We start from the raw sequence: 24,240 nt of genomic DNA on the forward strand, positions 1-24,240 counted from the left end.
GCGTCAGCCCGCCGATCCGGGGCCGCCCAGTGCGGGGCTGGCGCCGACCGCGCCCTCGGCGAGGCCGTCGAGCAGCTCGCGGGCGCCCTCGGCCGAGGAGCGCGACGGCGTCCAGTCCAGGTCGGTGCGGGCGCGCGTGGTGTCCATGACCGGCGTGTTGATGGCGACGTCGAACCAGCCCGGCGAGACGGGCACCGCCCGCGCCGCGTACAGCCCTGAGACGACCGTGCGCACCGCGCTCTGCGGCACCGGCACGGGCCGCGCGCCCAGCACCCCGGCGAGCGCCTCGGCCTCCAGTGCGTCGGCCGCGAGGTTGTAGACCCCCGACGCGCGCCGCTGCAGGATCCGCACGACGGCGTCGCCCACGTCGTCGGCGTGCACGAACTGCAGGGCCAGCCCCGGGGGCACGGGCACCACCGGCAGGCGCCGGTCGCGCAGCAGCCCGAGCACCGGGCGCGTCACCAGCGGCCCGAGGAACAGCGAGCGGACCTCGGTGGCGGCGTCGCGCTGCACCACCAGCGTCGGGCGGATCCGGGCGACCGCGACGCCGGGGTTCTCCCGCTCGTACTGGTCGATCAGCCGCTCCACCTCCACCTTGTGGCGGCTGTAGGCGGAGGTGCGCTGTCCGGAGTCGGGCCAGTGCTCGTCGACGGGCCCGGTCGCGCCCGGGGGCGTAGACCCCGAGCGAGGACGCGTGGACGATCCGGTCGACGCCCGCGGCCGTGGCGGCGCGCAGTACCGCCCGCGTCCCCCCGACGTTGGTGCGGCGCAGCTCCCGCTCGGCGCGCACCGGCTGGATCGCCCAGGCGAGGTGGACCACGGCGCCGGCGCCCCGCACCGCGGGTTCCAGGGCCTCGGCGGCGTCCGGGCCGCCGAGGTCGACGACGTGCCACTCCACCCGGTCGTAGGGCGGGACGAGCCGGGGCGGGCGCCGGCACACCCCCACGACCTGGGCGTCGGGCAGCTGGTCCGCGAGTGCGCGGAGCACTCCGGTGCCGACGTTGCCCGACGCTCCGGTGACGACGATCCTGCCCGGTGCGGTGGGGGATGCCATGGGGAGCGGCTACCCGTGGTGATCGCGGTCAACCGCCCGTCGGCGCGCCCGTCCTCAGCTCGCCGTGTCCGCGCGGATCCGCGCCACGATCGCCGTCGTCGAGTGGTCGGACAGGTAGCTGAGCACGTGCACCTCGCCGCCGAGGCGCTCCACCACCGGCGTCTCGGGCAGCATCTGCGCGGTGTAGTCGCCGCCCTTGGCGTAGACGTGCGGCCGGACCTGCGCGATGAGGTCGACGGGGGTGTCGGCGTCGAAGGAGGTCACGAGGTCCACGGCGTCGACGGCGCCCACCACCCCCGCGCGGTCGACGAGCGGGTTGACCGGGCGCTCGGGGCCCTTGAGCCGGGCCACGCTCTCGTCGGCGTTGAGCGCGACCACCAGGACGTCGCCGAGCGCGCGGGCCTGGCGCAGGTAGGCGACGTGGCCGCGGTGCAGGACGTCGAAGCAGCCGTTGGTGAACACGATCCGGTGCCCGGCGCGGCGGTGCTCGTCCAGCGCCCGGAGCAGGTCGCGGTGCTCCAGCACCGTGCCCCGGTCCCCCGCGGCCAGGCGCGCGGTGAGCGCGTCGGCCGAGCAGACGACCGTGCCCGGCCGCGCGACGACGACGTCGGCGGCCGACTGCGCGCAGGCCAGCGCGGTGTCGGCGTCGGCACCGGCGCAGCGTGCGGCGGTCCACGCGGCGGTGAACGTGTCGCCCGCGCCGCACGCCATCGACTCCACGGCGGGCCGCTCGGCGGGCCGCCGCCCCGGCCCGCCCGCGACCGGCAGGCGCACCGCGCCGTCGACGTCGAGGGTGAGCAGGACCTCCGTGGCCCCGGTGGCGGCGTGCAGCGCAGCGGCCCGCTCGACGCCCCAGGCGGCCCGGTCCCCGGTAGGGGTGGGCTCGCCGAGCAGCGCGGCGGCCTCCGCGGCGCTCGGCGTCACGGCGTCGGGGGCCAGGCCGGCCCAGCGACCCGGGTCGTGGGCGTCGACGACGAGCAGCGGCAGGCCCGAGCGCAGCCGCTCCAGGCGCCGCCGCGCCCGCGGGCCCGGCGTGCCGAGCCCGTAGTCGGCCACGACGACCGCGTCGACGCCCGCCGCGACGGCCTCGCTCAGCGCGTCGGCCACGGCGAGGTCGGTGGAGCGGCGCGGCGGCCCGTCCGGTCCGGTGTCGTAGCGCGCCACCGGCTGGCCCGCCGCGAGGACGCGGTGCTTGGCGCTGGTGGCCCGCCCGAGCTCAACGACGGAGCGGTCGAGCCCGACGCCGAGGTCGAGCAGCGACGCGCGCAGGGCGCGGCCGTCGGCGTCGTCGCCGAAGACCGCGACGAGCGTGACGTCGGCACCCAGCGCGGCCAGGTTGGCCGCGACGTTCGCGGCACCGCCGGGCGCGGTGCTCGCCGAGTCGGGCTCCACCACCGGCACCGGGGCGTCGCGGCCGATCCGGCGCACCGGACCGGACACCCAACCGTCGAGCAGGGCGTCACCCAGGACGAGCACGCGCGGGGCGCGGTCGCGGACGGTGCCGACGAGGCCCGCCGGGGCGGGCGCGACGACCGGGACGCCGGAGGTCGTGCGGGGGGTGGTCGTGGGGGTCACCGGTCCTCCTCGGAGCGGGTCGGGTCGACGGCTGCCGCGTCAGCCCGCGGGCACCGGCGTGCGGGCCCGCCCGGCCAGGCGCAGGGCGGCGCCGGCGAGCCGGTCGGGCTCGACGTCGAGGCACTGGCGGTCGAACGGGCAGCGCAGCAGCCGGCACGGCGAGCACGGGACGGGTGCCCCGAGCAGGGCCGAGGGCGCGCCGCGGGGGCGCATGTCGCCGGTCCGCTCGGTGCCGGCGTAGGCCACCGCGACCGGCGTCCCCAGTGCCGCGGCGAGGTGCATGCCGCCGGAGTTGTTGGTGATCGCGACCGACGCGCGGGCCAGCACCGCCGCGAAGCCGGGGAGCCCGATCGGCTCCAGCGCCGTGACGTCGGGGTGCGCTGCGGTGTCGACGACGTCGCCGACCAGCGCGGCCTCGCCCGGGGTGCCGGCGACGAGCACGGGCATCCCGGACGCGGCCACGTGCGCGGCGACCCGGCCGAACGCGGCGGCGGGGTAGCGCCGCGACGGCGCCGACGCGCCGGGGGCGAGCACGGCGAACGGGCCGTCGCCGCGGCGGTCGAGCACCTCACCCGCGGTCCGCACGGCGGTCGGGGGCAGGGCCAGTGCGGGGGTCGCGCCCCGCGGCGGGACCCCGACCGCCCCGAGCAGGTGCAGCCCGCGGTCGACCTGGTGGGTGGTGTCGGGCGGCGGGGTCACCCAGTGCGTGGCGACGGCCCCGCCGAACTCCCGCGAGTGCACGACCCGGTGCCGGATCCCGGCCAGCAGGCCCACGTGGGCGGCGGGCCACGGCGACTGGGAGAACGAGGTCAGCACGACCATCGTGTCGTAGGTCCGGGCCCGCAGGCCCTCCACGAGGCGCCGCTCGCGGGCGGCCTCCTCGCGGGCCGCCCCTGGACGGGGCGCGAGCTGCTGCCAGCTCGCCGACACCGTCACGACCTCGTCGACGCCGGGCAGCAGCGGCCCGACCGGCGTCCCGGCCGGGGAGGCGAGCAGGTCGATGACGGCATGCGGGGCGAACGCCCGCAGCGCACGGACCGCCGGACCCGCCATGACGACGTCGCCCGCGTTGTCGGCGCGGACCACCAGCACCCGTCGCACCGCCTCGGGATCGAGCGGGAGCCCGCGGTCGGCGCCGGGGTGGTGGCCCGGGACCTCGGGCGGGCTCAGGGCCACGACGGCTCGGTGGCCGCGCACACCACGAGCTCGCGGACCTCGCAGCCGCGCGGCCGGGTCAGCGCGAACAGCACGGCGTCGGCGACGTTGCGGGGGTCGTTGAGCTTCGCGTCCGGGCCGGGACGGTACTGCTCGGGGCGGCCGTCGAAGAACGCGGTGTCCATGCCGCCGGGGATCAGGGTCGTGAGGCCGACCTCGCCCGCGAGCTCCGTGGCCAGCGCCCGGCTCAGCCCGATGACGCCGAACTTCGACGCGCAGTACGCGCTCGCGTCCGACAACGCCCGCAGCCCCAGCGTGGAGGCGACGGTGACGATGCGTCCGTTGCTCTCCTTCAGCCGGGGCAGCGCGCCGCGGATCACCGCGGCCGTGCCGAGCAGGTTGACGGTGACGACCCGGTCCCAGTCCTCCCCCGGCACCTCCAGGAGCGTGCCGCAGCGGTCGGTGCCCGCGGCGGTGACGACGGCGTCGAGCGAGCCGGCCCGGGCGGCGAGCTCGGCGACGGCCTGCTCGGCGGCGCGGGTGTCGGACAGGTCGACGACGGCGGTGGGCGCGTTGGCCAGCGCCGGGTGGGCGTCGTCGACGTCGAGCCGGGGGTCGACGCGGTCGAGCAGCAGCGGGCGCCCGCCCGCCGCGGCGACCGCCGCGGCGACCGCGCGGCCCAGTCCCGACGCGGCGCCGGTGACCAGGACGGTGCCCGGGCCGTCGCCGCGGGTGTCGGGGGCGGGGGTGGTCCGGGGCTCGGCGTTCAGGGTGTCGGCGGTCATGGGGGTCCTTTTCTGTGGGGAGCGGGTGAGGTGCCGCTCAGCGGGCCACGTCGTCGTCGACGTCGGCGAGGTCGACGGCGGACGGGCGGCGGCGCCCGATCGCGCGCTCGTAGGCGTGGGCGGTGGACTCGGCGACGCGCGGCCAGCCGTAGCAGGACGCGGCGCGGTCGCGACCGGCCACGCCGAAGCCCTCGAGCAGGGCGGGCTGGGCGAGCATCCGGCGCAGCGCGACGGCGAGCCGGTCCGGCCGCTTCGGCGGCACGTGCACACCCGTCACGCCGTCGACGACGGTGTCGGTGAGCCCGCCGACGGCGGCGGCCACCACGGGCCGGCCCGACGCCATCGCCTCCAGCGGCACCATGCCGAACGGCTCGTACCAGGGCACGCACACGACGACGTCGGCCGAGCGCATCAGAGCGGGCACGTCGTCGCGCGCCACGGCCCCGACGAACCGGACGCGGTCGGTCACGCCCGCCTGCTCGGCGACCGCGCGCAACCGCTGGATGTCCGGGTCGTCGTCCAGCTCGCCCGCGGCGGGGCCGCCGGCCACGACGAGCTCGGCGCCGGGCACCCGGCTCAGCGCCCTGACGGCCTCGTCGACGCCCTTGCGCCGCACCAGCCGCCCGATCGAGACCAGCCGCGGCACCGCGGGGTCACGCTCGGCGGCCTGGCCGTCGGGGTGGAACCGCTCGGTGTCGACGCCGCACGGCACGACCGAGATGCGGTCGCGGCGCACGCCCATCCGGACCAGCTCGAACGCCTCGTCGCTGCAGGTGGCGACGACCTGGTCGACCCGGCCCGCGACGGCCTGCTCGGCCGCGATCCGCCCGGCCGGGCTGGTGTCCTCGCGGCCCTGGTGGCGCCGCTTGACCACGCCGAGCGCGTGGAAGGTCTGCACCGCGGGCACGCCCACGCGCCCGGCCGCGGCGACCGTAGCGAGCCCGGACATCCAGAAGTGCCCGTGCACGACGTCGGGCGGGTCCTGGGCCCACGCCCGCTCCAGCACCGCGGCCATCTGCGGCACGTGCGGCACGAGGTGGTCCTTCGGCACGGGCGCGGCGGGGCCGGCGTCCATGTGCCGCACCGTCACGCCGGGCGCGAACGGCACCGAGGCGGGCACGGCGGGGTCGTCGCGCCGGGTCCAGACCACCACCTCGTGCCCCTGGGCGCCCAGGGCGCGGCTCAGCTCGGCGACGTGGACGTTCTGGCCGCCCGAGTCGGGACCACCGGGTCGCGCGAGCGGGCTCGCGTGCTCGGAGACCATGTCGATGCGCATGTGCCTCACGTCCTTCCTCTCGTCGCGGGTCCGCGGGCCCGCGCGTGCTCCCGGTGCCGTTCGACCGTGCGGTCGAGCACCACGTCCCAGTCGGCCAGGAAGCGGTCCAGGCCGTAGCGCTGCAGTGCGTGGGCGCGGGCCGCGGCTCCGCGCCGGCGGGCCAGCTCGGGCTCCGCCACGAGCTCGCGCAGCGCGTCCGCCAGCCGCGCCGGGTCGGTGCCGCAGTACCCGGTGCCGGGTGGGACGGCCTCGACCGCCTCGGTGGTGGCCAGGGCCACCACCGGCATACCCAGGTGCATGGCCTCGACAAGCGCCAGTCCGAGGGACGTCCAGCGGATCGGGTGCAGGTACACCCGTCTGCGAGCCATCTCGTCGTGCATGCGGTCCTGCGGCAGGTCGCCGATGCCCCGGATGGTCGCCGGGCGGCCCAGCGCGTCGCCCAGGCCGTCGGTGCCCATGCCGAACACGTCGAGCGGGGCCGTCTCGGACAGCCCGGGCAGCAGGTCGGTCCCGGTGACGCGCCCGCGCCGCAGCGGTTCGTTGACGACGACGGCGGCCGAGGCGAGCTCGCCGGTGTAGCGGCGGCCCGGGTCGACGACGCCGTGCTCGATCACGGTCGTGCGGGCGTCGCCCGCGTCCCACACCAGGTCGTTGAAGTGGGTGACGTGCACGAGCGGCAGCTCGGGGCGGTCGGCCACCGGGTGCCGCGTCATGACGGCGGGGCCCTTCGGGGTGTTGTGCTCCAGGTACAGGGCGGCGACGTCGCGGCCGGGGGTGCGGCGCAGCCACGCGGCGGCGAGGTCGAGCTCCTCGGGGCGCTGGAGCACGACCAGGTCGACGGGCTCGTCGGCGAGCCGGTCCGGCGACACCTCGACGGCGTCGGCGGGCCACTCCCACGCCGCGGGGCGGCCGCCGCCCCACGGGCCGCGCTCGGGCAGCGTCGGGATCAGGTAGCGGTGGCGGCCCTGCACGAACGACGTCGTCCAGGAGCCGTGCACGTGCCACACGAGGATGTTCACGCGGGGATCCCTCCCTCGTCGGCGGGGACGAAGCGGTGCGGGTCGGGGTGCCGGGTGGTGAGCCGCTCGACGGCCGCGACCACCTCGGCCGGCGTCACACCGGCCAGGCAGGGGTGGCCGGCGACGGGGCAGTCGCGGGCGCGGGAGTCGCGGCAGGCGGCGCGCTGGTCGCCGAGCAGCACGTGCGGCACGCCGTAGGGCCGCCAGCGCACGGCCGGGACGACCGGGGCGAACAGCGACACGACCGGGGTGCCGACGGCGGCGGCGAGGTGCGCGGCGCCGGTGTTGCCGACGACGAGCGCCTCGGCGCCGGCCAGCACGCCGGCGAGCCCGGCGAGGTCGGTGCGGCCGCCGAGGTCGAGGGCGTCGTTACCGGCGACCTGAGCGGTGAGGTCGCGCTCCCCCGGCCCGCCGGTCACGACGACCCGCCACCCCGCGGCGGCGAGGAGGCGGACGGCCTCCGCGTGGTGCCCGGCGGGCCAGCGGCGGGCGCCGACGGCGGCACCGGGGTGCACGACCACGTAGGGCGGGCCCGTCCACCCGGCGGCCAGGCGCAGGACGGCGGGCGGCGAGGTGGTGCGGACGGCGAGGAGCCCGTCGTCGGCGGGGTCGGCGGGGAAGCCGGACGCCGCCGCGATCGCCAGCGCGCGCTCGGGCTCGGGGAGGTCCTCGTCGAGGTCCTCGCCCGGGCGCAGCCGGACGTCGAGCAGGGCGCCCGCGTGGTCGACCGACGCCCCGCCGACGAACGGCACCCCGGCCAGGCGCAGCACCAGCGCGATCGGCAGCGGCGACTGGTGGAACGAGGTCAGGACGACGGCGGCGTCGAAGCGGTGCGCGGCGAGCGTTCCGATCAGCGCGGCCGTGTCGGACGTCGTCACCGGCGGCGGGTCGGCCAGCACCCACGGCGCGGCGAACACCAGCACGTCCCGGACGCCCGGGAGCAGCCGCGCGGCCTCGGCGCCCGCCGGGCCGCAGAGCATCGTGGCGTGCGCGTCCCGGGCGACCGCGCGCACGGCGGGCCCGGCGAGCAGGACGTCACCCGCTCCGTCGAGGCGGACCACCAGGACCCGCCTCACGCGGCGGCCTCGGGGACCTCGCCCAGCAGCGTGCGGACGGCGTCGACGAGGTCGGCGCGCACCAGGCGGGCGGCGCGGACCTCCTCGGGGCGCGTCACGGGCGTCGGCACCAGCACCCCGACGGCGCCGGCCGCCTCCGCGGCGCCCACGTCCGCGCCGATGTCGCCGATCACCGCGACCCGCTCCGGCGCGACGCCGAGGCGGGACGCGGCCGACAGGACCATGCCGGGGGCGGGCTTGCGGCAGGCGCAGCCGTCGTCGGGGCCGTGCGGGCAGACCTCCCACACGTCGAACGGGCCGAGCAGGTCGTCGACCCGGCGGTTCACGGCGTCGGCCTGCGCGGCGGTCAGGATCCCGCGGGCGATACCGGACTGGTTGGTGACGACGCCGACGGGTATCCCCGCGGCACGCAGGAGGGCGACGGCGGGAGCGGCGGAGGGCACGGGGCGGACCCGGGAGGGGTCGCCGTTGTAGGGGACGTCCACGACGAGGGTGCCGTCCCGGTCGAACAGCACGGCGGCCGGGACGGCCGGGCGGTCTGCGCTGATGCTCACCGTGGAGAGGTCACCGGAGCACCCGCACCTAAACACGATCACCGCGACTACTACTCACCGTCACCACTACTACGATGAGTAGCGGTTTCTCGTCCCCTTCGCCGGGTACGGGCCGGGTTCGGGACCGACGAAGGGAGACCGCCGTGCGGATCGGGGCCGCGCCCATGTCGGAGCGCCGCAGCGCGCTGTGCGACGAGGACCTCACCGCGGCCGTCGGGGACCTGTTCGTCCACGACGACCGCCTGCGGGGCATGGAGGTGAAGGGCGAGGCCGACGGCGGCGTCGTCCACCTCACCGGGGACGTCGACGAGGAGGCCGACCTGGCCCGCGCCCGCGAGGTGATCGGCCGGCTGGCCGGGGTGCACGCCGTCTGGGACCGGGTGCGGGTCGGCGGGCGCGAGCCGCTCGTGCTGGACCTCGGCTGCGGCGACCAGCCGCAGTACCCGACGAACCTCGGCGTCGACCTGCGCCGCACCGGCGCGGTGGCCGTGCAGGCCGACCTCTCCCGCGCGCTGCCCTTCCGCGACGGCTGCGCCGACCGCATCTTCGCCGTCCACGTCCTGGAGCACCTGCTCGACTTCCTGGCGCTGGTCGACGAGTGCCACCGCCTGCTGCGCCCCGGCGGCGTCCTGCACGTGCTCACGCCCTGGTGGCGCCACGTCAACTCCGTCGCCGACCCGACGCACGTGCGGATGCTCGACACCCAGACCGTCAAGGGGATCTGCGCGCGGCCCGGGTCGCCGCGGCGCTGGTCGCCGCTGCACGTCGGCAACGACGGCGCCACGGTCTTCGCCGACCTCACCCCCGTCGCGGCCGACCACCAGGTGCCGGCGACGCGGTCGGCGCGGTTCTTCGACTGACGCACCCAGGGTCAGAAGTCGACACGCCGAGTAGCAGTTGGCTGCGGAGCGTTTAGACCGCTCCCCAGCGGCGATCTCACCGATGTGGACACGACCGATCCTCTCGACCTCGCGCCCGAGCCCGCGCCCGACCTCGAGGTGCTCGTGCCGACCTGCGACCGCCCCGTCGAGCTGGCCACGACCCTCGCCGGGCTCGCCGGCCAGGACCACCCGTTCGACGTCCTGGTGAGCGACCAGTCCTCGGGCACCCCGTCCTTCGAGACCCCGCCGGCACGGGCGATGCTGCGCGCGCTGCGCCGCCAGGGCCGCCGGGTCCGCACGCGGCGCCACCTGCCGCGCCGCGGGCTCGCCGAGCACCGCGCGTCGCTGCTGGCGGCGTCGTCGGCGCGGTACGCGCTGTTCGTCGACGACGACGTGTGGCTGGAGCCCGGCACCGTCGCTCGCCTGCGCGAGGCCATCGGCGAGCTGCGCTGCGGGCTCGTCGGCGCCGCCGTGCAGGGGCTCTCGCACCTGCACGACCACCGCCCCCACGAGCTGGCCCCGTTCGAGCGGTGGGACGGGCGGCCCGAGCCGGAGCGGATCAGCCCCGACCGCCCGGAGTGGCGGCGCTGGACCCTGCACAACGCGGCCAACCCCACCCACCTCGCCGACCTGCACGTCGGCCCCGGGGAGCGGTGGGTCGCCTACAAGATCGCCTGGGTGGGCGGGTGCGTGCTCTACGACCGCAGCGCGCTCGACGCCGTCGGCGGCTTCGGCTTCTGGACCGAGCTGCCCCCGGTGCACTGCGGCGAGGACGTCCTGGCGCAGCTGCGGGTGATCGCCGGGTTCGGCGGCGCCGGGATCCTGCCCTCGGGCGCGGTGCACCTGGAGTCGCCGACGACCGTGCCGGACCGGCGCGTCGAGGCGCGGGAGGTGGTGCGCTCGTGACCGGCGTCGTCGTGGTCGGGGACCTGCTGCTCGACGAGGACGTCGACGGCCGGGCCGAGCGGCTGTGCCCGGACGCACCCGCCCCGGTCCTGGACGTCGACGCCGAGCGCGACCGCCCCGGCGGCGCCGGGCTGGCCGCGGTGCTGCTGGCGGCGTCGGTGCCCGTGCGGCTGGTCGCGGCGCTCGACGAGGACGACGCCGCCCGCCGGCTGCGCGGGCTGCTGGCCGGGTGCGTCGAGCTCGTCGCCGGGCCCGGGACCGGGGGCACCGCGGTGAAGACGCGGCTGCGCGCCGACGGCCGGGTCCTGCTGCGCGCCGACCGCGGCGCGGGGCGCGCGGCGTCGGGGTTCGGGCGGGCGCTCGGCCCGGCCCTGGGCGGGGCGCTGCGGCACTCCCCGGGCGGCGGCGCGGTGCTCGTGTCCGACTACGGGCGCGGGGTCGCGGCCGACGCGCGCGTGCGGGCCGCCCTGCGCTCCACGCGGCGACCGGTCGTCTGGGACCCGCACCCGCGCGGCGGCGACCCGGTGCCCGGCACGTCGGTCGTCACGCCGAACCTGTCCGAGGCGTGCGCGGTGCTCGGGGTCCCCGCCCCGGCCCCCGACGACGACGAGGCCGTGCTGCGCCTGGCCGACGCCCTGCGCGAGCGGTGGCGGGTGGGGGCGGTCGTGGTGACGCTCGGGTCCCGCGGTGCCGCGCTGCACGACGGCCGCCGCGGCGACGTCGTCCCGGCTCCCCCGGCCGTCGACGGCGACCCCTGCGGAGCCGGCGACCGCTTCGCCGGCGAGCTCGCCGCGGCCCTGGGCTCCGGCGTGGCCCTGCGGCGGGCCGTGGAGCTCGGGGTGGCGGCGGCGTCGGCCTTCGTGGCGGCCGGAGGTGCGGGCACGGTCCGCCGCACGGCCCGCGGTTGGGGCCAGCCCGACAGCGCGAACTCGCGGTCGGTGCGGTCGGCGGGGGCGTAGGGGGCCGCCGCGTCAGCGGCCCGCCCGCGCCCCCACGACCGACGCGGCGGCTGCCAGCACGTCGGGCACCTCGACGGCCAGCAGCGCCGGGTCGGGGTCGTCGGCGAACGGCTCGCCCCGCCGCCGGTCGGCGCCGGTCAGCACGACGTGCGGGCCGGTGGCGGGCGGGCCCCACCGCTGCGGCGGGACGGGCCCGAACAGCACCACCGACGGCGTCCGGAACGCCGACGCGAGGTGCGCGATCCCGGTGTCCCCGCTGACGACCAGCGCCGCACCCGCCACCAGCGCCGCCAGCTGGGCGAGGTCGGTGCGCCCGGCGAGGACCGCGGTGGGGGGCAGGCCGGCGAGCACCGCCACCTGCGCCGCCAGCTCCCGCTCCCCCGCCGCGCCGGTGAGCACCACCCGGTGCCCGGCGTCGGCCAGCGCCGCGGCCACCTCCGCGAACCGCTCCGCGGGCCAGCGCTTGGAGCCGTAGGCGGCGCCGGGGTGCACGACCGTCGGCGGGGTGCCCGCGGTGACGGCGGGCGGGGGCGCGAGCAGCAGGTCGTCGGGGTCGGCAGGGACGTCGAACGCCGCGAGCATCCCGCACCAGCGCTCGCGCTCGTGCTGCTCGGGGCGGGGCGGGTCGGTGACCAACGCGCGGAGGCCGAGCTCGTCGTCGCCGAGGTGGCCCGCGTCGAGCTCGGCGGCGGCCAGGTCGCCGGTGGCGAGGTCGGCGAGGCCGAGCGGGTCCTCGCGCGGGCCGTCCCACTCCGGTCCCGGCCAGCCGGGCGCGGCGTAGCCGATGCGCACCCGCGGCCCGGTGGCGTCGAGCGCGCGGTGGCTCTCCGGACCCGCACCGTGCAGGTTGACGGCGACGTCGGGGGGCGCGGCGTCCCAGCGCAGCGCGTCCGGCCCCGCGGTCGGCAGCAGGTCGTCGACGGCGCCGGTCAGCGCGACGAGCGGGGCCAGCGCGGCGGGAGCGGCGAGCACCAGCCGGTGCCCCGGGCGCGCACGGCGGAGCCCGCGCAGCGCCGGGACGGCCACGAGCAGGTCCCCCAGGTGCAGCGCGCGCAGGACGAGCTGGACGGGTCGGTCGTCGGCGGGCACGGGCGGCGGTTACCCGGGCGGGCCACGGGTACGCGCCCGGCGTGCACGCTCCCGACCTGCTGCCCGGCGTCACCCGGATCGCCGTCCTGCGCGCCAACGCCCTCGGCGACCACCTCATGGCCACCCCCGCGCTCGACGCCCTGCGCCGCGCCTACCCCGCCGCGCACGTCGTGCTCGTCGGGGCGCGCTGGCACGCCCCGTTCCTCACCGGCCGGCCCGGCCCCGTCGACGAGGTGGCGGTGCTGCCCGAGGTCGCGGGCCTGGCCGGGCAGCCCTCGGCGCCACCGGCGTCGGAGCTCGACGGGTTCCTCGCGGGCCTGCGCGCGCGCCGCTTCGACCTCGCGCTGCAGCTGCACGGCGGGGGCGCCACCTCCAACCCGCTCGTGCGGGCGTTCGGCGCGGCCTGCACGGTCGGGCTGCGCGCCGAGGGCGCCCCGGAGCTCGACCGCTGGGTGCCCTACCGCTACTACCAGCCCGAGGCGGAGCGGTTCCTCGAGGTCACGGCCCTGGTCGGCGCCGACGGCCCCTCCCGGATGCCCCGGCTCACCGTCCTCGACGACGAGCACGCGCGCGCCGCGGAGCTGCTCCCCGGCGCGGGCCCGTGGGTGGCGCTGCACCCCGGCGCGACCGACCCGCGGCGGCGCTGGCCCCCCGAGCGCTTCGCCGCGGTCGCCGACCAGCTGACCGACGACGGCGCCCGCCCGGTCCTCGTCGGCGCCGCGGGCGAGCAGCCCGTCGCCGACGCCGTGCGCGCCGCCGCCCGCCGCCCGCTGCCCGACCTCACCGGCCGCACCGACCTCGGCACGCTCGCGGGGGTGCTCGCGCGCTGCGCGCTGGTCGTCGCCGACGACAGCGGGCCGCTGCACCTCGCGCACGCCGTCGGGACGCCGACCGTCGGGCTCTACTGGTGCGGCAACGCGATCAACGCCGCCGCCCCGCGCCGTGCCACCTCGCGGCCGCTGCTGAGCTGGACCGTGCACTGCCCCGAGTGCGGCGTCGACTGCACCCCGGCCGGCCACCCGCACCGCCCCGGCGACGGCTGCGACCACCGTCCCTCGTTCCTGGACCAGATCCCCGTCGCGGAGGTCGTCGAGGAGGCCCGCGACCTCCTGGCCCGGCCGTGACGGTGCGGCGGCGACGGGCAGGGCCGTGACGGGCATGCCCGCGACGGCCGCGGGTACGTCGCGGGGATGACCGCACCCGAGAAGGACCGCCCCCTCGCCCTCGTCACCGGCGCCTCGAGCGGCATCGGCTACGAGCTCGCCAAGCAGTTCGTCGGCCACGGCTACGACCTCGTCGTCGCCGCCGAGGACGACCGCCTCCAGCGCGCCGCCGCCACGCTCGGCGCGGCCGCGGACGGGTCCGTCCTCCCCGTGCAGGCCGACCTGCGCCGGCCCGAGGGCGTCGAGACGCTGTACGAGGCCGTCACCGCCACCGGCCGCCCGCTCGCCGCCGCCGCGCTCAACGCCGGGGTCGGCCGCGGCGGCGCGTTCGTCGAGACCGACCTCGACGACGAGCAGGAGATCATCGACCTCAACATCTCCTCCACCGTGCACCTGGCCAAGCTCGTGCTGCGGGACATGGTGGGGCGCGGCGCGGGCCGGGTGCTCGTGACGTCGTCGATCGCGTCGACGATGCCGGGCACGTTCCAGGCCGTCTACAACGCCTCGAAGTCGTTCCTGCAGTCGTTCACCGAGGCGCTGCAGAACGAGCTCAAGGACACGGGCGTCACGATCACCTCGCTCATGCCCGGCCCGACCGAGACCGACTTCTTCCACCGCGCCGACATGGACGACACCCGCGTGGGCGCCTCGTCCAAGGACGATCCGGCGCAGGTCGCCGAGCAGGGCTTCCAGGCGATGCTCACGGGCGAGGCGAAGGTCGTCGCGGGATCGGTGTCGACGAAGGCGTCGGGCGTGGCGAACGCGGTGCTGCCGGACGCGGCGAAGGCCCAGATGCACCGGCTGATGGCGGAGCCGGGGTCGGCGGAGTCCTGACGCGCCTGCCCCCCGAGTTCCGGCCCCCGAGTTGCAGCAAGGCCACCTCGTGGACGGTTATCGTCCTCAAGGTGGCCTTGCTGCAACAGGGCGGGCGGGCGGGACCGGCGGGGCGCTACAGGAGCAGCAGCACCGCGAGCAGCACCGCCGTCAGCACCAGCGACACCAGCAGCGACCCCAGGCACCCCAGCCGGCTGGAGAACAGGGCGATCACGCCGCGCCCGGCTTCAGCAGCGTCTTGACCATCCCGTCCTCCTTCTTCTGGAACGTCGCGTACGCCTGCGGCGCCTGCTCCAGCGGCAGGCGGTGGGTGGCGAAGCCGTCGACGCCCAGCGGGTCGTCGTCGGTGAGCAGCGGCAGGATGTCGGGCACCCAGCGGAGCACGTTGGCCTGGCCCATCCGCATCTGGATCTGCTTGTCGAACAGCCGGAGCATGTCCATCGGGTCGGCCGTGCCGCCGTAGACGCCCGAGAGCGAGATCGTGCCGCCGCGGCGCACGATGTCGATCGCGGAGTACAGCGCGCCGAGGCGGTCGAGCCCCGCGTTCCGCATCACGGGCGCGGCGAGGGCGTCCGGGAGCAGCCCGACGAGCTGCTGGGCGATCTTGCCGACGGTCGAGCCGTGGGCCTCCATGCCGACGGCGTCGATCACCGAGTCGGCACCGCGCCCGTTCGTCAGGCCGCGGATGACGTCGCCGAGCTCGTGGCCGTGGGCGCGCAGGTCGACGGTGGTGGTCCCGCGGGCCCGCGCCCGCTCCAGCCGCTCGGGCACCAGGTCGATGCCGATGACGTTCTCGACGCCGCGGTGCCGGGCGATGCGGGTGGCCATGTCGCCGACCGGTCCGAGCCCGAGCACGGCGAGGCTGCCGCCGGCGGGCACGTCGGCGTACGCGACGGCCTGCCACGCGGTCGGCAGCACGTCGGAGAGGTAGACGAACCGGTCGTCCGAGGGCCCCTCGGGGACCTTGATCGGCAGGGTGTTGCCGAACGGGACCCGCAGGTACTCGGCCTGCCCGCCCGGCACCTGGCCGTAGAGCTTCGTGTAGCCGAACAGGGCGGCGCCGCTGCCCTGCTCGCGGACCTGGGTCGTCTCGCACTGGGAGTGCAGCCCCTGCGAGCACAGGAAGCAGGTGCCGCAGGAGACGTTGAACGGCACGACGACGCGGTCGCCCGCGCGCAGCTCGGTGACGCCCGGCCCGACCTCCTCGACGATCCCCATCGGCTCGTGCCCGAGGATGTCGCCGACGTCGAGGAACGGCCCGAGGACCTCGTAGAGGTGCAGGTCCGAGCCGCACAGGCCGGTCGAGGTGATCCGCACGACGACGTCGGTGGCGTCCTCGATGCGCGGGTCGGGGACGGTGTCGACGCGGACGTCGCGCTTGCCGTGCCAGGTGACTGCTCGCATGCGTGGGGTGTCCTCCGCTGGTCGCGTTCGGTCGGGGGTCTCGACGCAGCGGTACCCGTTCGCGGGCGGTGCAACCGGTCAGGGACGCAGGCCCGCGACCACGCGGAGATCGGCGACGAGCGCGTCCAGCGCCTCGTCGCGCTGCTCGGGCGGGGTGCGCAGGATCGCCGACGGGTGCGTGGTCGGCACCAGCGTCCGGTCCTCCCACGGGCGCGGCGTCCCGCGCTCGGCGGTGATCCGGAACGCCGAGCCCAGCAGCGCCTTGCCCGCGGTCGCCCCCAGCGTGGCGACGACGGCGGGCCCGACCGCGGCCAGCTCCCCGTCGAGCCAGGGCCGGCAGGCGCGGACGTGCTTCACGCCGGGCGTCTTGTGCAGCCGCCGGTTGCCCGACACCTCGAACCGGAAGTGCTTGACCGCGTTGGTCACGTAGACCTCGGAGCGGTCGATGCCCGCCCGCTGCAGGGCCGTGTCGAGCAGGCGCCCGGCCGGGCCGACGAACGGCGCGCCGTCGAGGTCCTCGCGGTCGCCGGGCTGCTCGCCGACGAGCATCAGCCACGCCGACGGCGGCCCGGCGCCGAACACGGTCTGCGTGGCCGGCTCGTACAGCTCGCAGGCGGTGCAGTGCGCGGCCGCCTCGCGCAGCTCGTCGAGGTCGCTCATCCGGGCTCCCCGCGGTGCTTGCGGTAGAGCACCCACGCCAGGTCCAGCAGGGCGACGAGCGCGACGACGCCGAGCACGACCGCGAACAGCGGCAGACCGGCGCGCACCGCCAGCACCGCGCCGACCGCCGAGACGACGAGGCCGAACGCGGCCAGCACGGCCCGCAGGGTCAGCGCGCTGAGCGCCGGGGTGGAGCCGCCGATGCCGGCGGTGGGGTCGTGGTAGCCGGGCAGGCCCTTCTCGTAGTCGGCGCGGGTGCGGCGGCGGCGGTCGGTCATCACGCGCTCCGGGGGTCCGGGGCCTGCCCGAGGTGCACGAGCTTCGTCGCGGTCATCTCGTCGAGCAGCTCGGGGCCGTAGCCGAATCCCTGGCCGCTGGCGCGGCGCGGGTGCGAGGCCCCGCCGGGCGCCCCGCCGAACACGTTGTTGACCTTCACCGCGCCGACCGGCAGCTCCCGCCAGGCGTCCTGGGCGTGCGCCATGTCGCGGGTGAGGACGGTGGCGGCGAGGCCGTAGGCGTCGTCGGCGGCGTCGGCCAGCGCCGTCGCGAAGTCGGGCACCACCCGCACCGGTGCGACCGGTCCGAACGTCTCCTCCCGCAGCACGGCCATCCGCGGCTCGCACCCGGTGAGCACCGTCGGCGGGTAGAACGCGCCGGGGCCCTCGGGGACGGTGCCGCCGACGAGCACCTGCGCGCCCGCGGCGACCGCGGCGCGCACGTGGCCGTCGACGTGGTCGCGGTGGCGACGGTCGACCAGCGGGCCGATCCGCTCGCCCCACTCGCGCGCCTGCGCGGTGAGCGCGGCGAGGAACGGCTCGGCGACGGCGGCGTGCACGTAGATCCGCTCGACCGACACGCAGATCTGCCCGGCGTTGGCGAACGCCCCGAGCGCGGCCTGCTCGGCGGCCCACCCCGGGTCGACCCCCTCGTCGACGACGAGCGCGTCGTTGCCGCCGTTCTCCAGCAGCGCCTTGGCCCCGCTGCGCGCGCAGGCCAGCGCGATGAGCCGTCCGGTCGCGGTGCTGCCCACGTGCGCGACGACGTCGACGGGCGCGGCGGCCAGCGCGGCCCCGGTGGTCGCGTCGCCGTCGAGGATCTGCAGGACGCCGTCGGGGAGCTGCGCGGCGAGGAGCTCGGCGAAGCGCCGCCCGGTGGCCGGGCAGCGCTCGCTCGGCTTGTGCACGACGGTGTTGCCGGTGACCAGCGCGGCGCCCAGCAGCCCCGCGGCGACCGCCACCGGGTCGTTCCACGGCGTGAGGACGACCGCCACCCCGCGCGGCTGCGGCACCATCATGTCCAGCGCCGCCCACCCGCCGTTGAGCGTGCGGCCGCCGTGCACCGGGCCGAGCTCGGCGTACTGCTCCAGGGTCCCGATCCCGGCGTCGACGCCGCCGCGGGCGTCGCCCACCGGCTTGCCGGTCTCGCGCGAGGTCAGCTCGGCGAGCTCGTCGGCGACGGCGCGGACGGCGTCGGCGGCGGCCCGCAGCGCCACCCCCCGCTCGGCCGCGGGGGTGCGCGCCCACGACGGGGCGGTGGCCCGCGCCCGCTCGACGGCCTCCGCGCACTCCGCCTCCGCCGTCACCGTGATCGTGCTCGCGACCTCCCCGGTGCGGGGGTCGAGCACGACGAGCGGGTCGACGGGTGGGGCGGTGGTGGGGGCGGAGAGCAGTCCAGTCATCCCCCGCCAGTACCCGGAGCACGAGCACCCATGCAGCGACCCGCCCCCACCCGCGAGTTTGCCGACGACCCGGCGAGTTTGCCGATCAAGCTCGGCGAGTTGGTCGACCGGGTCCGGCGAGTGTGCGTCCGACTCGGCGAGCGGGGCGGCGAACTCACCGGGCGCGGGCGGAGAACTCGCCCGGCGCGGGCGGCAAACTCGCCGGGCGGGGAGGCAGACTCGCCGGGCATTGCGGCAAACTCGCCGGGGGTCCTGTGGGTGGCTGGGGGTCAGCTCGCGCTGGTCGCGTCGGCCGGCTCGGGGGTGCAGACGCGGTCCTCCAGCAGGCTCAGCGCCGCCTGGGCCGTGGCCGCGCACACCTCCGTCGGCCCGCCGGAGAAGCGGTGCTCCTGCACCACCACCCCGGCCCCGTCGACGGCGGCGAGGAACACCGTGCCGGGTTCGCGGCCGTCCTGCGGGTCCGGCCCGCCCGCCCCGGTGACGGCGACGGCCACGTCGGCGCCCAGCAGGGACCGGACGCCGCGGGCCATCGCGACGGCCGCCTGCGCGCTGACGACCGGCCCCTCCGGCACGCCGAGCACCTCGTGCTTGACCTCGGAGGAGTAGGCGACGAGCGCGCCGCGGAACCACTGCGCGGAGCCCTGCGCGACGGACAGGGACTGGCTGACCATGCCGCCGGTCAGCGACTCGGCGACGGCGACGGTGCGGCCGTCGTCGCGGCACCGGCGCGACACCGCGTCCGCCGCGGCGGCGCGGAGGTCCTCGGGAGATTCGGTCACCGGCGGCGCGTACCCCGGCGGACGGGTCCCCATGCCCGCGGAGGGCCGCGAGTGATCCGCGACCGGTTCGGGTAGTTCCTCCTCCGTGTCCGCCACCGTCGTCGTCCTCGCGCCCTCTCCCCTGCTCACGGTCACGATCGAGGACCGCGCCGGGGAACCCGACATCCACGTCCACGCGGGGGGCCAGGGCGTCTGGCAGTCCCGCATGCTCGCCTCCCTCGGCGTGCGGGTCGTCCTCTGCGCCGGGCTCGGCGGGGAGACGGGGTCCGTGCTCGGGCACCTGATCCCGCAGGAGGGGGTCGAGCTGCGCACCGTGGAGCTGAGCAGCCGCAACGGCGGCTACGTCCACGACCGGCGCGACGGCGACCGCACGGTCGTCGCCCACTCCCCCGGCGGCGCGCTGGACCGCCACGAGCACGACGCCCTCTACGAGCTCGCCCTCTCCCTGGGCCTGGAGCACGGCGCGGCGCTGCTGTCGGGCCCGCACGAGGACCGGGTCGTCCCCTCCGACCTGTACGGCCGCCTCACCGCCGACCTGCAGTCCAACGGCTGCCGGGTGGCGATCGACCTCTCCGGCGAGCGGCTCACCGCCGCGCTCGAGGGCGGACCGGACCTGGTGAAGGTCAGCCACGAGGAGCTCGTCGCGGACGGGCGGGCCGAGTCCGAGGACCCCGTCGACCTGGTCACGGCCATGCGCGCGCTGCACGACCAGGGCGCCGGGATCGTCGTCGTCTCGCGCGCGGCCGAGCCCGCGCTGGCCCTCGTCGACGGCGAGGTGCTGGCCATCCACCTGCCGCCGCTGCGCACCGCCGAGCCGAAGGGGGCGGGCGACTCGATGACCGCGGGCATGATGGCCGCGCTCGTCCAGGGCCGCTCCCCCGTCGACGCCCTGCGCACCGGCGCGGCGTGCGGCGCGCTCAACGTGGTCCGGCAGGGGCTGGGCACCGGCGGCTCCCACGCCGTGCAGGCCCTCGCCGACCGGATCGAGATCGTGCGGCGCAACGACGACGGGACGGAGCGCTCGTGACGCGCGTGCTGGTCACCAACGACGACGGCATCGACGCCCCCGGGATCGCCGCGCTGGCCCGCGCGGCGGTGGACGCCGGCCTCGACGTCGTGGTCGCCGCACCCGCCGTGCAGTCCAGCGGCGCGAGCGCGGCGATCACCGCCGAGCGGGAGGAGGGCCGGACGCCGGTCCGGGAGGTCACCGTCGACGGCCTCGACGGCGTCCCCGCCTTCGCCGTGTCGGCGCAGCCGGCGCACATCGTGCTGGCCGCGGTCGTCGGCTGGCTCGACCCGGTGCCCGACCTCGTGCTGTCGGGCATCAACCACGGCGCCAACACCGGCCGGGTCGTCCTGCACTCGGGGACCGTCGGCGCCGCCCTGACCGCGGGCGTGCACGGCGTGCGGGCGCTGGCGGTGTCGCTCGACGTCGCCCTGCACCCCGACGGCAGCGGCGGCCGGCACTGGGACAGCGCCACCGCCCTGCTCCCCGAGGTCCTGGCCCTGCTCGCCGACCTGCCCGAGGGCACGGTCCTCTCGCTCAACGCCCCCGACCGCCCGCCGTCGGAGTGCGGGCCGCTGCGGCACGCCGCGCTCGCCCCGTTCGGCGCCGTGCAGACCCGCGTCGACTCGGCCGCGAGCGACCACTGGCAGCTCCAGGAGGTCGAGGGCGACGGCACGCCCGACCCCGGGACCGACACCGCGCTGCTCGCGGCCGGGCACCCGACGCTCACCGCGCTGTCGCCGGTCGGTGAGGACGCCGGGGTCGGGCTGGCGGACCGGCTGGGCGGGAACGGCGACGACGGGCAGCGCTGAGCGAGCGTTTCCGCCCGACCGCACCGGGAACGCCGACCGGGATCCCTGCCGACGACGAGAGGTGCTCCCATGACCGGCTTCCTCGGGCCCGAGGACGGCGACCCGGCCGACGACCTGTTCGCCCGCTTCCTGGGTGCGGGCGGCCCACGGGGGGCGGTGCGGCGGGTCGACCTCACCCGGCTGCTCAGCGCGGGCGCGCGCGAGCTGCTCAGCGCCGCCGCGCAGGCGGCGATGGACCGCGGCGACACCGACCTCGACGCCCTGCACCTGCTGCTCGCCGCCGCGCGCCTGCCGTCCACGCGGCAGTGGCTGGAGCGCTCGGGCATCGACCCGTCCGGGCTGGCCGAGTCCCTCGACCAGGGGCTGCGCCGCGGCGAGCCGACCGGGCGCGCCCCCAGCCTGACCCCGGCCGCGAAGCGCGCGCTGCTCGACGGGCACCAGGTCTCGCGCTCGCTCGGGTCGAGCTACATCGGGCCCGACCACATCCTGCTGGCCATCGCGGCGAACCAGGAGTCGGCGGCCGGGCGGCTGCTCGCGCAGGCGCGGCCCCCGGCGGGCGCGCGCCGCCCCGAGAGCCCGGTGCCGCAGCCCGGCCCCGCGGCCGCGCCGGACCGGCCCTCGACCACCCCGACGCTCGACCAGTTCGGCCAGGACCTCACCGCCGCCGCGCGCGGCGGCAAGCTCGACCCGGTCGTCGGGCGGGCCGACGAGATCGAGCAGACGATCGAGGTCCTCTCCCGGCGCACCAAGAACAACCCGGTGCTGATCGGCGAGGCCGGCGTCGGCAAGACCGCGGTGGTCGAGGGCATCGCCCAGCGCATCGTCGACGGCGACGTGCCCGACACCCTCGCCGGGCGCCGGGTCGTCGAGCTGCAGCTCTCCGGCGTCGTCGCCGGCACCCGCTACCGCGGCGACTTCGAGGAGCGGCTGCGGACCGTGATCGACGAGATCCGCGCCCACGGCGACGAGCTCATCGTCTTCATCGACGAGCTGCACACCATGGTCGGTGCGGGCGGGGGCGGCGGCGAGAGCGGCGGCGCGATGGACGCGGGCAACATGCTCAAGCCCGCGCTGGCCCGCGGCGAGCTGCACGTCATCGGTGCGACGACGCTCGACGAGTACCGCCGCCACATCGAGGCCGACGCCGCGCTCGCCCGCCGCTTCCAGCCGGTGCTGGTGCCCGAGCCGAGCTGCGAGGACGCGATCGAGATCCTGCACGGCCTGCGCGACCGCTACGAGGCCCACCACCAGGTGCGCTACACCGAGGAGGCGCTGCGCGCGGCCGTCGAGCTGGCCGACCGCTACGTCACCGACCGGTTCCTGCCCGACAAGGCCATCGACCTGATGGACCAGGCGGGCGCGCGGGTGCGGCTGCGCACCCGCACCCCGTCCACCGACCGCCGCGGCCTCGAGCAGCGGCTGGAGCAGCTCGAGCGCGACAAGGACCAGGCCGTCGCCGACGAGCAGTACGAGCGCGCCAGCGAGCTGCGCGACCAGATCGCCGAGGTGCGGGCGCAGCTGGGCGGCGGGCCGCTCGGGACGACCGCGTTGGGCGCCGGCGACGTCCCCGAGGTCGGGATCGACGACATCGCCGACGTCGTGTCGCGCTCCACCGGCATCCCCGTCGCGCAGCTCACCGAGGCCGAGCGCGACCGCCTGCTCAAGCTGGAGGACGAGCTGCACGCGCGCGTCGTCGGGCAGGACGACGCCGTCCGCGCCGTCGCCGAGGCGATCCGCCGCTCCCGCGCCGGGCTGGGCGACGAGGACCGCCCCGTCGGCAGCTTCCTGTTCCTCGGGCCGACCGGCGTCGGCAAGACCGAGCTGGCGCGGGCGCTGGCCGCCGCGCTGTTCGGCGAGGAGGACCGGATGGTCCGCCTGGACATGAGCGAGTACGGCGAGCGGCACACCGTCGCGCGGATGGTGGGCGCCCCTCCCGGCTACGTCGGCTACGGCGAGTCCGGGCAGCTCACCGAGGCGGTGCGGCGGCGCCCGTACTCGGTGCTGCTGCTCGACGAGATCGAGAAGGCGCACCCGGACGTGTTCAACGTGCTGCTGCAGGTCCTCGACGACGGCCGCCTCACCGACGGGCAGGGCCGCACCGTCGACTTCCGCAACACGGTGATCGTCATGACGAGCAACGTCGGATCCGAGCTGATCACCAACCGGGGCATGACCCTGGGCTTCGGCACCCCGCGCGGCGGCGACCCCGCCTCGCAGGAGGGCCGGGCGCTGCAGGAGACGCTCATGCCGCGGCTGCGCGAGGTGTTCCGGCCGGAGTTCCTCAACCGGATCGACGAGATCATCGTCTTCCGCCGCCTCGATCCCGAGCAGCTGCAGTCGATCACCGACCTGCTGCTGGAGGACACCCGGCGCCGCCTCGCGGCGCAGGACGTCACCGTCGAGTTCTCGGCCGACGCCGTGCGCCGCCTCGCCGAGATCGGCTACCAGCCCGAGTTCGGCGCGCGGCCGCTGCGCCGCACCATCCAGCGCGAGGTCGACAACCGGCTCTCCGCGCTGCTGCTCGCCGGGAAGCTGACGCCGGGCTCGCACGTCCTCGTCGGCGTGCGCGACGGGGAGCTCGACGTCGCGGTGCGCGACGCCGCCCGTTCTAGCTGAGCGAGGTCGGCGTGCCGCGCATCCGCAGCGGCACGCCGACCCACAGCAGGGCGGTGACCAGCAGCAGCCCACCCGTCATACCCGCGGCGCTGGCGCGGCCGAGCGCGATGTCGAGGACCAGGAACAGCCCGGCCGCCAGCGTCACGGCCAGCGCCGTGAGACCGGCCAGCACCATCCGGTGGCCGCAGCGGACGAGCTCGCGCTTGCGCCCGCGCTGGAACAGCAGCCGGTGGGCGGCGACGGGCGCGACCAGCAGCGTCGAGGACAGCGCCGCCGCCGACAGCGTCACGACGAACACCGCGTGCTGCACGGCGTCGAGGGCGTCGAAGCGGGCGCTGAACGACAGCGTCAGCAGGAAGCCGAACAGGATCTGCACGCCGGTGAGGACGACGCGCAGCTCCTGCAGCAGCTCGGCGAAGTTGCGGTCGGCCCGCTGCAGCGGCTCCTCCGCGCGCTCGCGGGCGTTCCACGCGTCGTCGCGGCACCCGCCCGCCCGGGCCGTTCCCTCCCTGATCAGCACGCCTGCTCCTCCCCGTCGGCACTCGCGACGCCACCCTCGACGTCGCCGTCTTGCACAGGGCCGGTGGGTACCCGCGCGGGTCCCGTCGACACCGGTTCGGAATCGGTGGAGTCCACGCGGTTGATCCGTGTGATCCCGGGCACTCCCCCACGCGACGAGCCGGGACGACCAGGAAGTACCCCGATGCACGACTGGCTGTGCGAGCGCTGCGGCGACTCGATCCTGCCGCAGGCGCCCTGCCGGTGCGCGACGCCCTACGACCCCGTCGCGGTGCGCCGGCGCCACCGCGACGCCGTGCGCCTGGCCCGGTCCACCGACCGACGGCGCGCCGCGATGCGTCGGGCCGGGCAGCGGCCTGCGGCCTGAGCCCGCCCGCACACCGCCGGGTGGTGCACACCTCACGCCCGGCGGTTTGGACGCGGTGCGAGCGTGGCACCTC

General features: G+C 77.2%; 24 protein-coding genes and 1 pseudogene. 9 read left to right on the forward strand and 16 right to left on the reverse strand.

Annotated elements, in window-relative coordinates; genetic code table 11:
• Positions 1-3: 3 nt before the first annotated feature.
• The 9 genes and pseudogenes from HOP40_RS36095 to HOP40_RS26110 form a co-directional block, all read right to left on the reverse strand.
• Positions 4-588, reverse strand: coding sequence for a Rossmann-fold NAD(P)-binding domain-containing protein (locus HOP40_RS36095; RefSeq protein ID WP_240157285.1), 585 nt, complete (start codon positions 586-588; stop codon positions 4-6).
• A gap of 130 nt (positions 589-718) precedes the next feature.
• A pseudogene (locus HOP40_RS36850) lies at positions 719-1,054 on the reverse strand (NAD-dependent epimerase/dehydratase family protein); the annotation flags it as partial.
• Positions 1,055-1,108: 54 nt separating this feature from the next.
• Positions 1,109-2,629, reverse strand: a complete 1,521-nt coding sequence (rfaE2, locus tag HOP40_RS26080; RefSeq protein ID WP_172163154.1) for a D-glycero-beta-D-manno-heptose 1-phosphate adenylyltransferase — start codon at positions 2,627-2,629, stop codon at positions 1,109-1,111.
• Between the two features lie 39 nt (positions 2,630-2,668).
• Positions 2,669-3,805: a glycosyltransferase family 9 protein gene (locus HOP40_RS26085; protein WP_172163157.1), complete on the reverse strand. Its 1,137-nt coding sequence runs from the start codon at positions 3,803-3,805 to the stop codon at positions 2,669-2,671.
• Entirely contained in the window at positions 3,796-4,569 is a 774-nt protein-coding gene (locus HOP40_RS26090; RefSeq protein ID WP_172163160.1) for an SDR family oxidoreductase, read from the reverse strand. The genes HOP40_RS26085 and HOP40_RS26090 overlap by 10 nt, the downstream gene beginning before the upstream one ends.
• A gap of 37 nt (positions 4,570-4,606) precedes the next feature.
• On the reverse strand, positions 4,607-5,845 hold the full coding sequence (locus HOP40_RS26095; protein WP_172163163.1) for a glycosyltransferase: 1,239 nt from the start codon (positions 5,843-5,845) through the stop codon (positions 4,607-4,609).
• A gap of 5 nt (positions 5,846-5,850) precedes the next feature.
• Complete coding sequence (locus tag HOP40_RS26100) at positions 5,851-6,864, reverse strand: glycosyltransferase (protein WP_172163166.1); 1,014 nt, start codon at positions 6,862-6,864, stop codon at positions 5,851-5,853.
• Positions 6,861-7,940: a glycosyltransferase family 9 protein gene (locus tag HOP40_RS26105; protein ID WP_172163169.1), complete on the reverse strand. Its 1,080-nt coding sequence runs from the start codon at positions 7,938-7,940 to the stop codon at positions 6,861-6,863. The genes HOP40_RS26100 and HOP40_RS26105 overlap by 4 nt, the downstream gene beginning before the upstream one ends.
• Positions 7,937-8,494, reverse strand: coding sequence for a D-glycero-alpha-D-manno-heptose-1,7-bisphosphate 7-phosphatase (locus HOP40_RS26110; protein WP_172163172.1), 558 nt, complete (start codon positions 8,492-8,494; stop codon positions 7,937-7,939). Before HOP40_RS26110 ends, HOP40_RS26105 begins: the two co-directional genes overlap by 4 nt.
• Positions 8,495-8,637: 143 nt before the next feature.
• Here HOP40_RS26110 and HOP40_RS26115 point away from each other — a divergent pair, with 143 nt between their 5' ends.
• From HOP40_RS26115 to HOP40_RS26125, 3 genes are all read left to right on the forward strand, one after another.
• A complete protein-coding gene (locus HOP40_RS26115; RefSeq protein ID WP_240157286.1) occupies positions 8,638-9,354 on the forward strand; it encodes a methyltransferase domain-containing protein in 717 nt (238 codons plus the stop codon).
• Between the two features lie 84 nt (positions 9,355-9,438).
• Positions 9,439-10,281: a glycosyltransferase family 2 protein gene (locus HOP40_RS26120; RefSeq protein WP_172163175.1), complete on the forward strand. Its 843-nt coding sequence runs from the start codon at positions 9,439-9,441 to the stop codon at positions 10,279-10,281.
• The gene (locus tag HOP40_RS26125) at positions 10,278-11,240 is read left to right on the forward strand and encodes a bifunctional heptose 7-phosphate kinase/heptose 1-phosphate adenyltransferase (RefSeq protein WP_172163178.1); all 963 of its coding nucleotides are present in this window, start codon (positions 10,278-10,280) and stop codon (positions 11,238-11,240) included. Before HOP40_RS26120 ends, HOP40_RS26125 begins: the two co-directional genes overlap by 4 nt.
• Positions 11,241-11,252: 12 nt before the next feature.
• On the opposite strand, the gene HOP40_RS35595 is transcribed toward HOP40_RS26125, so the two are convergent.
• Positions 11,253-12,329: a glycosyltransferase family 9 protein gene (locus tag HOP40_RS35595; protein ID WP_205346919.1), complete on the reverse strand. Its 1,077-nt coding sequence runs from the start codon at positions 12,327-12,329 to the stop codon at positions 11,253-11,255.
• A 41-nt stretch (positions 12,330-12,370) separates the two neighbouring features.
• Between HOP40_RS35595 and HOP40_RS26135 the strand changes: the two genes are divergently transcribed.
• Together HOP40_RS26135 and HOP40_RS26140 are read left to right on the forward strand one after the other, a co-directional pair.
• Positions 12,371-13,453 carry a glycosyltransferase family 9 protein gene (locus tag HOP40_RS26135; protein WP_205346920.1) on the forward strand — a complete coding sequence of 361 codons (1,083 nt, stop codon included), beginning with the start codon at positions 12,371-12,373 and terminating at the stop codon, positions 13,451-13,453.
• A gap of 66 nt (positions 13,454-13,519) precedes the next feature.
• Positions 13,520-14,326, forward strand: coding sequence for an SDR family NAD(P)-dependent oxidoreductase (locus HOP40_RS26140; RefSeq protein WP_172163181.1), 807 nt, complete (start codon positions 13,520-13,522; stop codon positions 14,324-14,326).
• Positions 14,327-14,536: 210 nt separating this feature from the next.
• Here the strand turns inward: HOP40_RS26140 and HOP40_RS26145 are convergent, their stop codons facing one another.
• From HOP40_RS26145 to HOP40_RS26165, 5 genes are all read right to left on the reverse strand, one after another.
• Positions 14,537-15,730, reverse strand: coding sequence for a zinc-dependent alcohol dehydrogenase (locus HOP40_RS26145; RefSeq protein WP_172163184.1), 1,194 nt, complete (start codon positions 15,728-15,730; stop codon positions 14,537-14,539).
• Between the two features lie 78 nt (positions 15,731-15,808).
• Positions 15,809-16,390: a UdgX family uracil-DNA binding protein gene (locus tag HOP40_RS26150; protein ID WP_172163187.1), complete on the reverse strand. Its 582-nt coding sequence runs from the start codon at positions 16,388-16,390 to the stop codon at positions 15,809-15,811.
• A complete protein-coding gene (locus HOP40_RS26155; RefSeq protein WP_172163190.1) occupies positions 16,387-16,668 on the reverse strand; it encodes a DUF6343 family protein in 282 nt (93 codons plus the stop codon). The genes HOP40_RS26150 and HOP40_RS26155 overlap by 4 nt, the downstream gene beginning before the upstream one ends.
• Positions 16,668-18,068, reverse strand: coding sequence for an aldehyde dehydrogenase family protein (locus HOP40_RS26160; protein ID WP_172163193.1), 1,401 nt, complete (start codon positions 18,066-18,068; stop codon positions 16,668-16,670). Before HOP40_RS26160 ends, HOP40_RS26155 begins: the two co-directional genes overlap by 1 nt.
• A 269-nt stretch (positions 18,069-18,337) precedes the next feature.
• On the reverse strand, positions 18,338-18,847 hold the full coding sequence (locus HOP40_RS26165) for a CinA family protein (RefSeq protein WP_240157287.1): 510 nt from the start codon (positions 18,845-18,847) through the stop codon (positions 18,338-18,340).
• Positions 18,848-18,932: 85 nt separating this feature from the next.
• Here HOP40_RS26165 and HOP40_RS26170 point away from each other — a divergent pair, with 85 nt between their 5' ends.
• The 3 genes from HOP40_RS26170 (at position 18,933) to HOP40_RS26180 (ending at position 23,281) form a co-directional block, all read left to right on the forward strand.
• Positions 18,933-19,874, forward strand: a complete 942-nt coding sequence (locus HOP40_RS26170) for a 1-phosphofructokinase family hexose kinase (RefSeq protein ID WP_172163196.1) — start codon at positions 18,933-18,935, stop codon at positions 19,872-19,874.
• The gene (surE, locus tag HOP40_RS26175; RefSeq protein WP_172163199.1) at positions 19,871-20,665 is read left to right on the forward strand and encodes a 5'/3'-nucleotidase SurE; all 795 of its coding nucleotides are present in this window, start codon (positions 19,871-19,873) and stop codon (positions 20,663-20,665) included. Before HOP40_RS26170 ends, surE begins: the two co-directional genes overlap by 4 nt.
• Positions 20,666-20,734: 69 nt before the next feature.
• The gene (locus tag HOP40_RS26180; RefSeq protein ID WP_172163202.1) at positions 20,735-23,281 is read left to right on the forward strand and encodes an ATP-dependent Clp protease ATP-binding subunit; all 2,547 of its coding nucleotides are present in this window, start codon (positions 20,735-20,737) and stop codon (positions 23,279-23,281) included.
• Here the strand turns inward: HOP40_RS26180 and HOP40_RS26185 are convergent.
• Positions 23,274-23,801, reverse strand: a complete 528-nt coding sequence (locus HOP40_RS26185; protein WP_205346921.1) for a DUF6328 family protein — start codon at positions 23,799-23,801, stop codon at positions 23,274-23,276. The genes HOP40_RS26180 and HOP40_RS26185 overlap by 8 nt on opposite strands.
• A 183-nt stretch (positions 23,802-23,984) precedes the next feature.
• Here HOP40_RS26185 and HOP40_RS26190 point away from each other — a divergent pair, with 183 nt between their 5' ends.
• Positions 23,985-24,167 (forward strand): hypothetical protein, encoded by a 183-nt coding sequence (locus HOP40_RS26190; protein WP_172163205.1) that lies wholly within the window; start codon positions 23,985-23,987, stop codon positions 24,165-24,167.
• The last annotated feature ends 73 nt before the right edge of the window (positions 24,168-24,240 follow it).

The sequence above is a fragment of the Pseudonocardia broussonetiae genome (assembly GCF_013155125.1).
Lineage (GTDB): Bacteria > Actinomycetota > Actinomycetes > Mycobacteriales > Pseudonocardiaceae > Pseudonocardia > Pseudonocardia broussonetiae.

Bases quoted from the DNA above. Each gene is read 5' to 3' on its own strand.
- HOP40_RS26090 (WP_172163160.1), bottom strand. From the start codon at position 4,569: ATGACCGCCGACACCCTGAACGCCGAGCCCCGGACCACCCCCGCCCCC.
- HOP40_RS26095 (WP_172163163.1), bottom strand. From the start codon at position 5,845: ATGCGCATCGACATGGTCTCCGAGCACGCGAGCCCGCTCGCGCGACCC.
- HOP40_RS26140 (WP_172163181.1), top strand. From the start codon at position 13,520: ATGACCGCACCCGAGAAGGACCGCCCCCTCGCCCTCGTCACCGGCGCC.
- HOP40_RS26145 (WP_172163184.1), bottom strand. From the start codon at position 15,730: ATGCGAGCAGTCACCTGGCACGGCAAGCGCGACGTCCGCGTCGACACC.
- HOP40_RS26150 (WP_172163187.1), bottom strand. From the start codon at position 16,390: ATGAGCGACCTCGACGAGCTGCGCGAGGCGGCCGCGCACTGCACCGCC.
- HOP40_RS26155 (WP_172163190.1), bottom strand. From the start codon at position 16,668: ATGACCGACCGCCGCCGCCGCACCCGCGCCGACTACGAGAAGGGCCTG.
- HOP40_RS26160 (WP_172163193.1), bottom strand. From the start codon at position 18,068: ATGACTGGACTGCTCTCCGCCCCCACCACCGCCCCACCCGTCGACCCG.
- HOP40_RS26180 (WP_172163202.1), top strand. From the start codon at position 20,735: ATGACCGGCTTCCTCGGGCCCGAGGACGGCGACCCGGCCGACGACCTG.
- HOP40_RS26190 (WP_172163205.1), top strand. From the start codon at position 23,985: ATGCACGACTGGCTGTGCGAGCGCTGCGGCGACTCGATCCTGCCGCAG.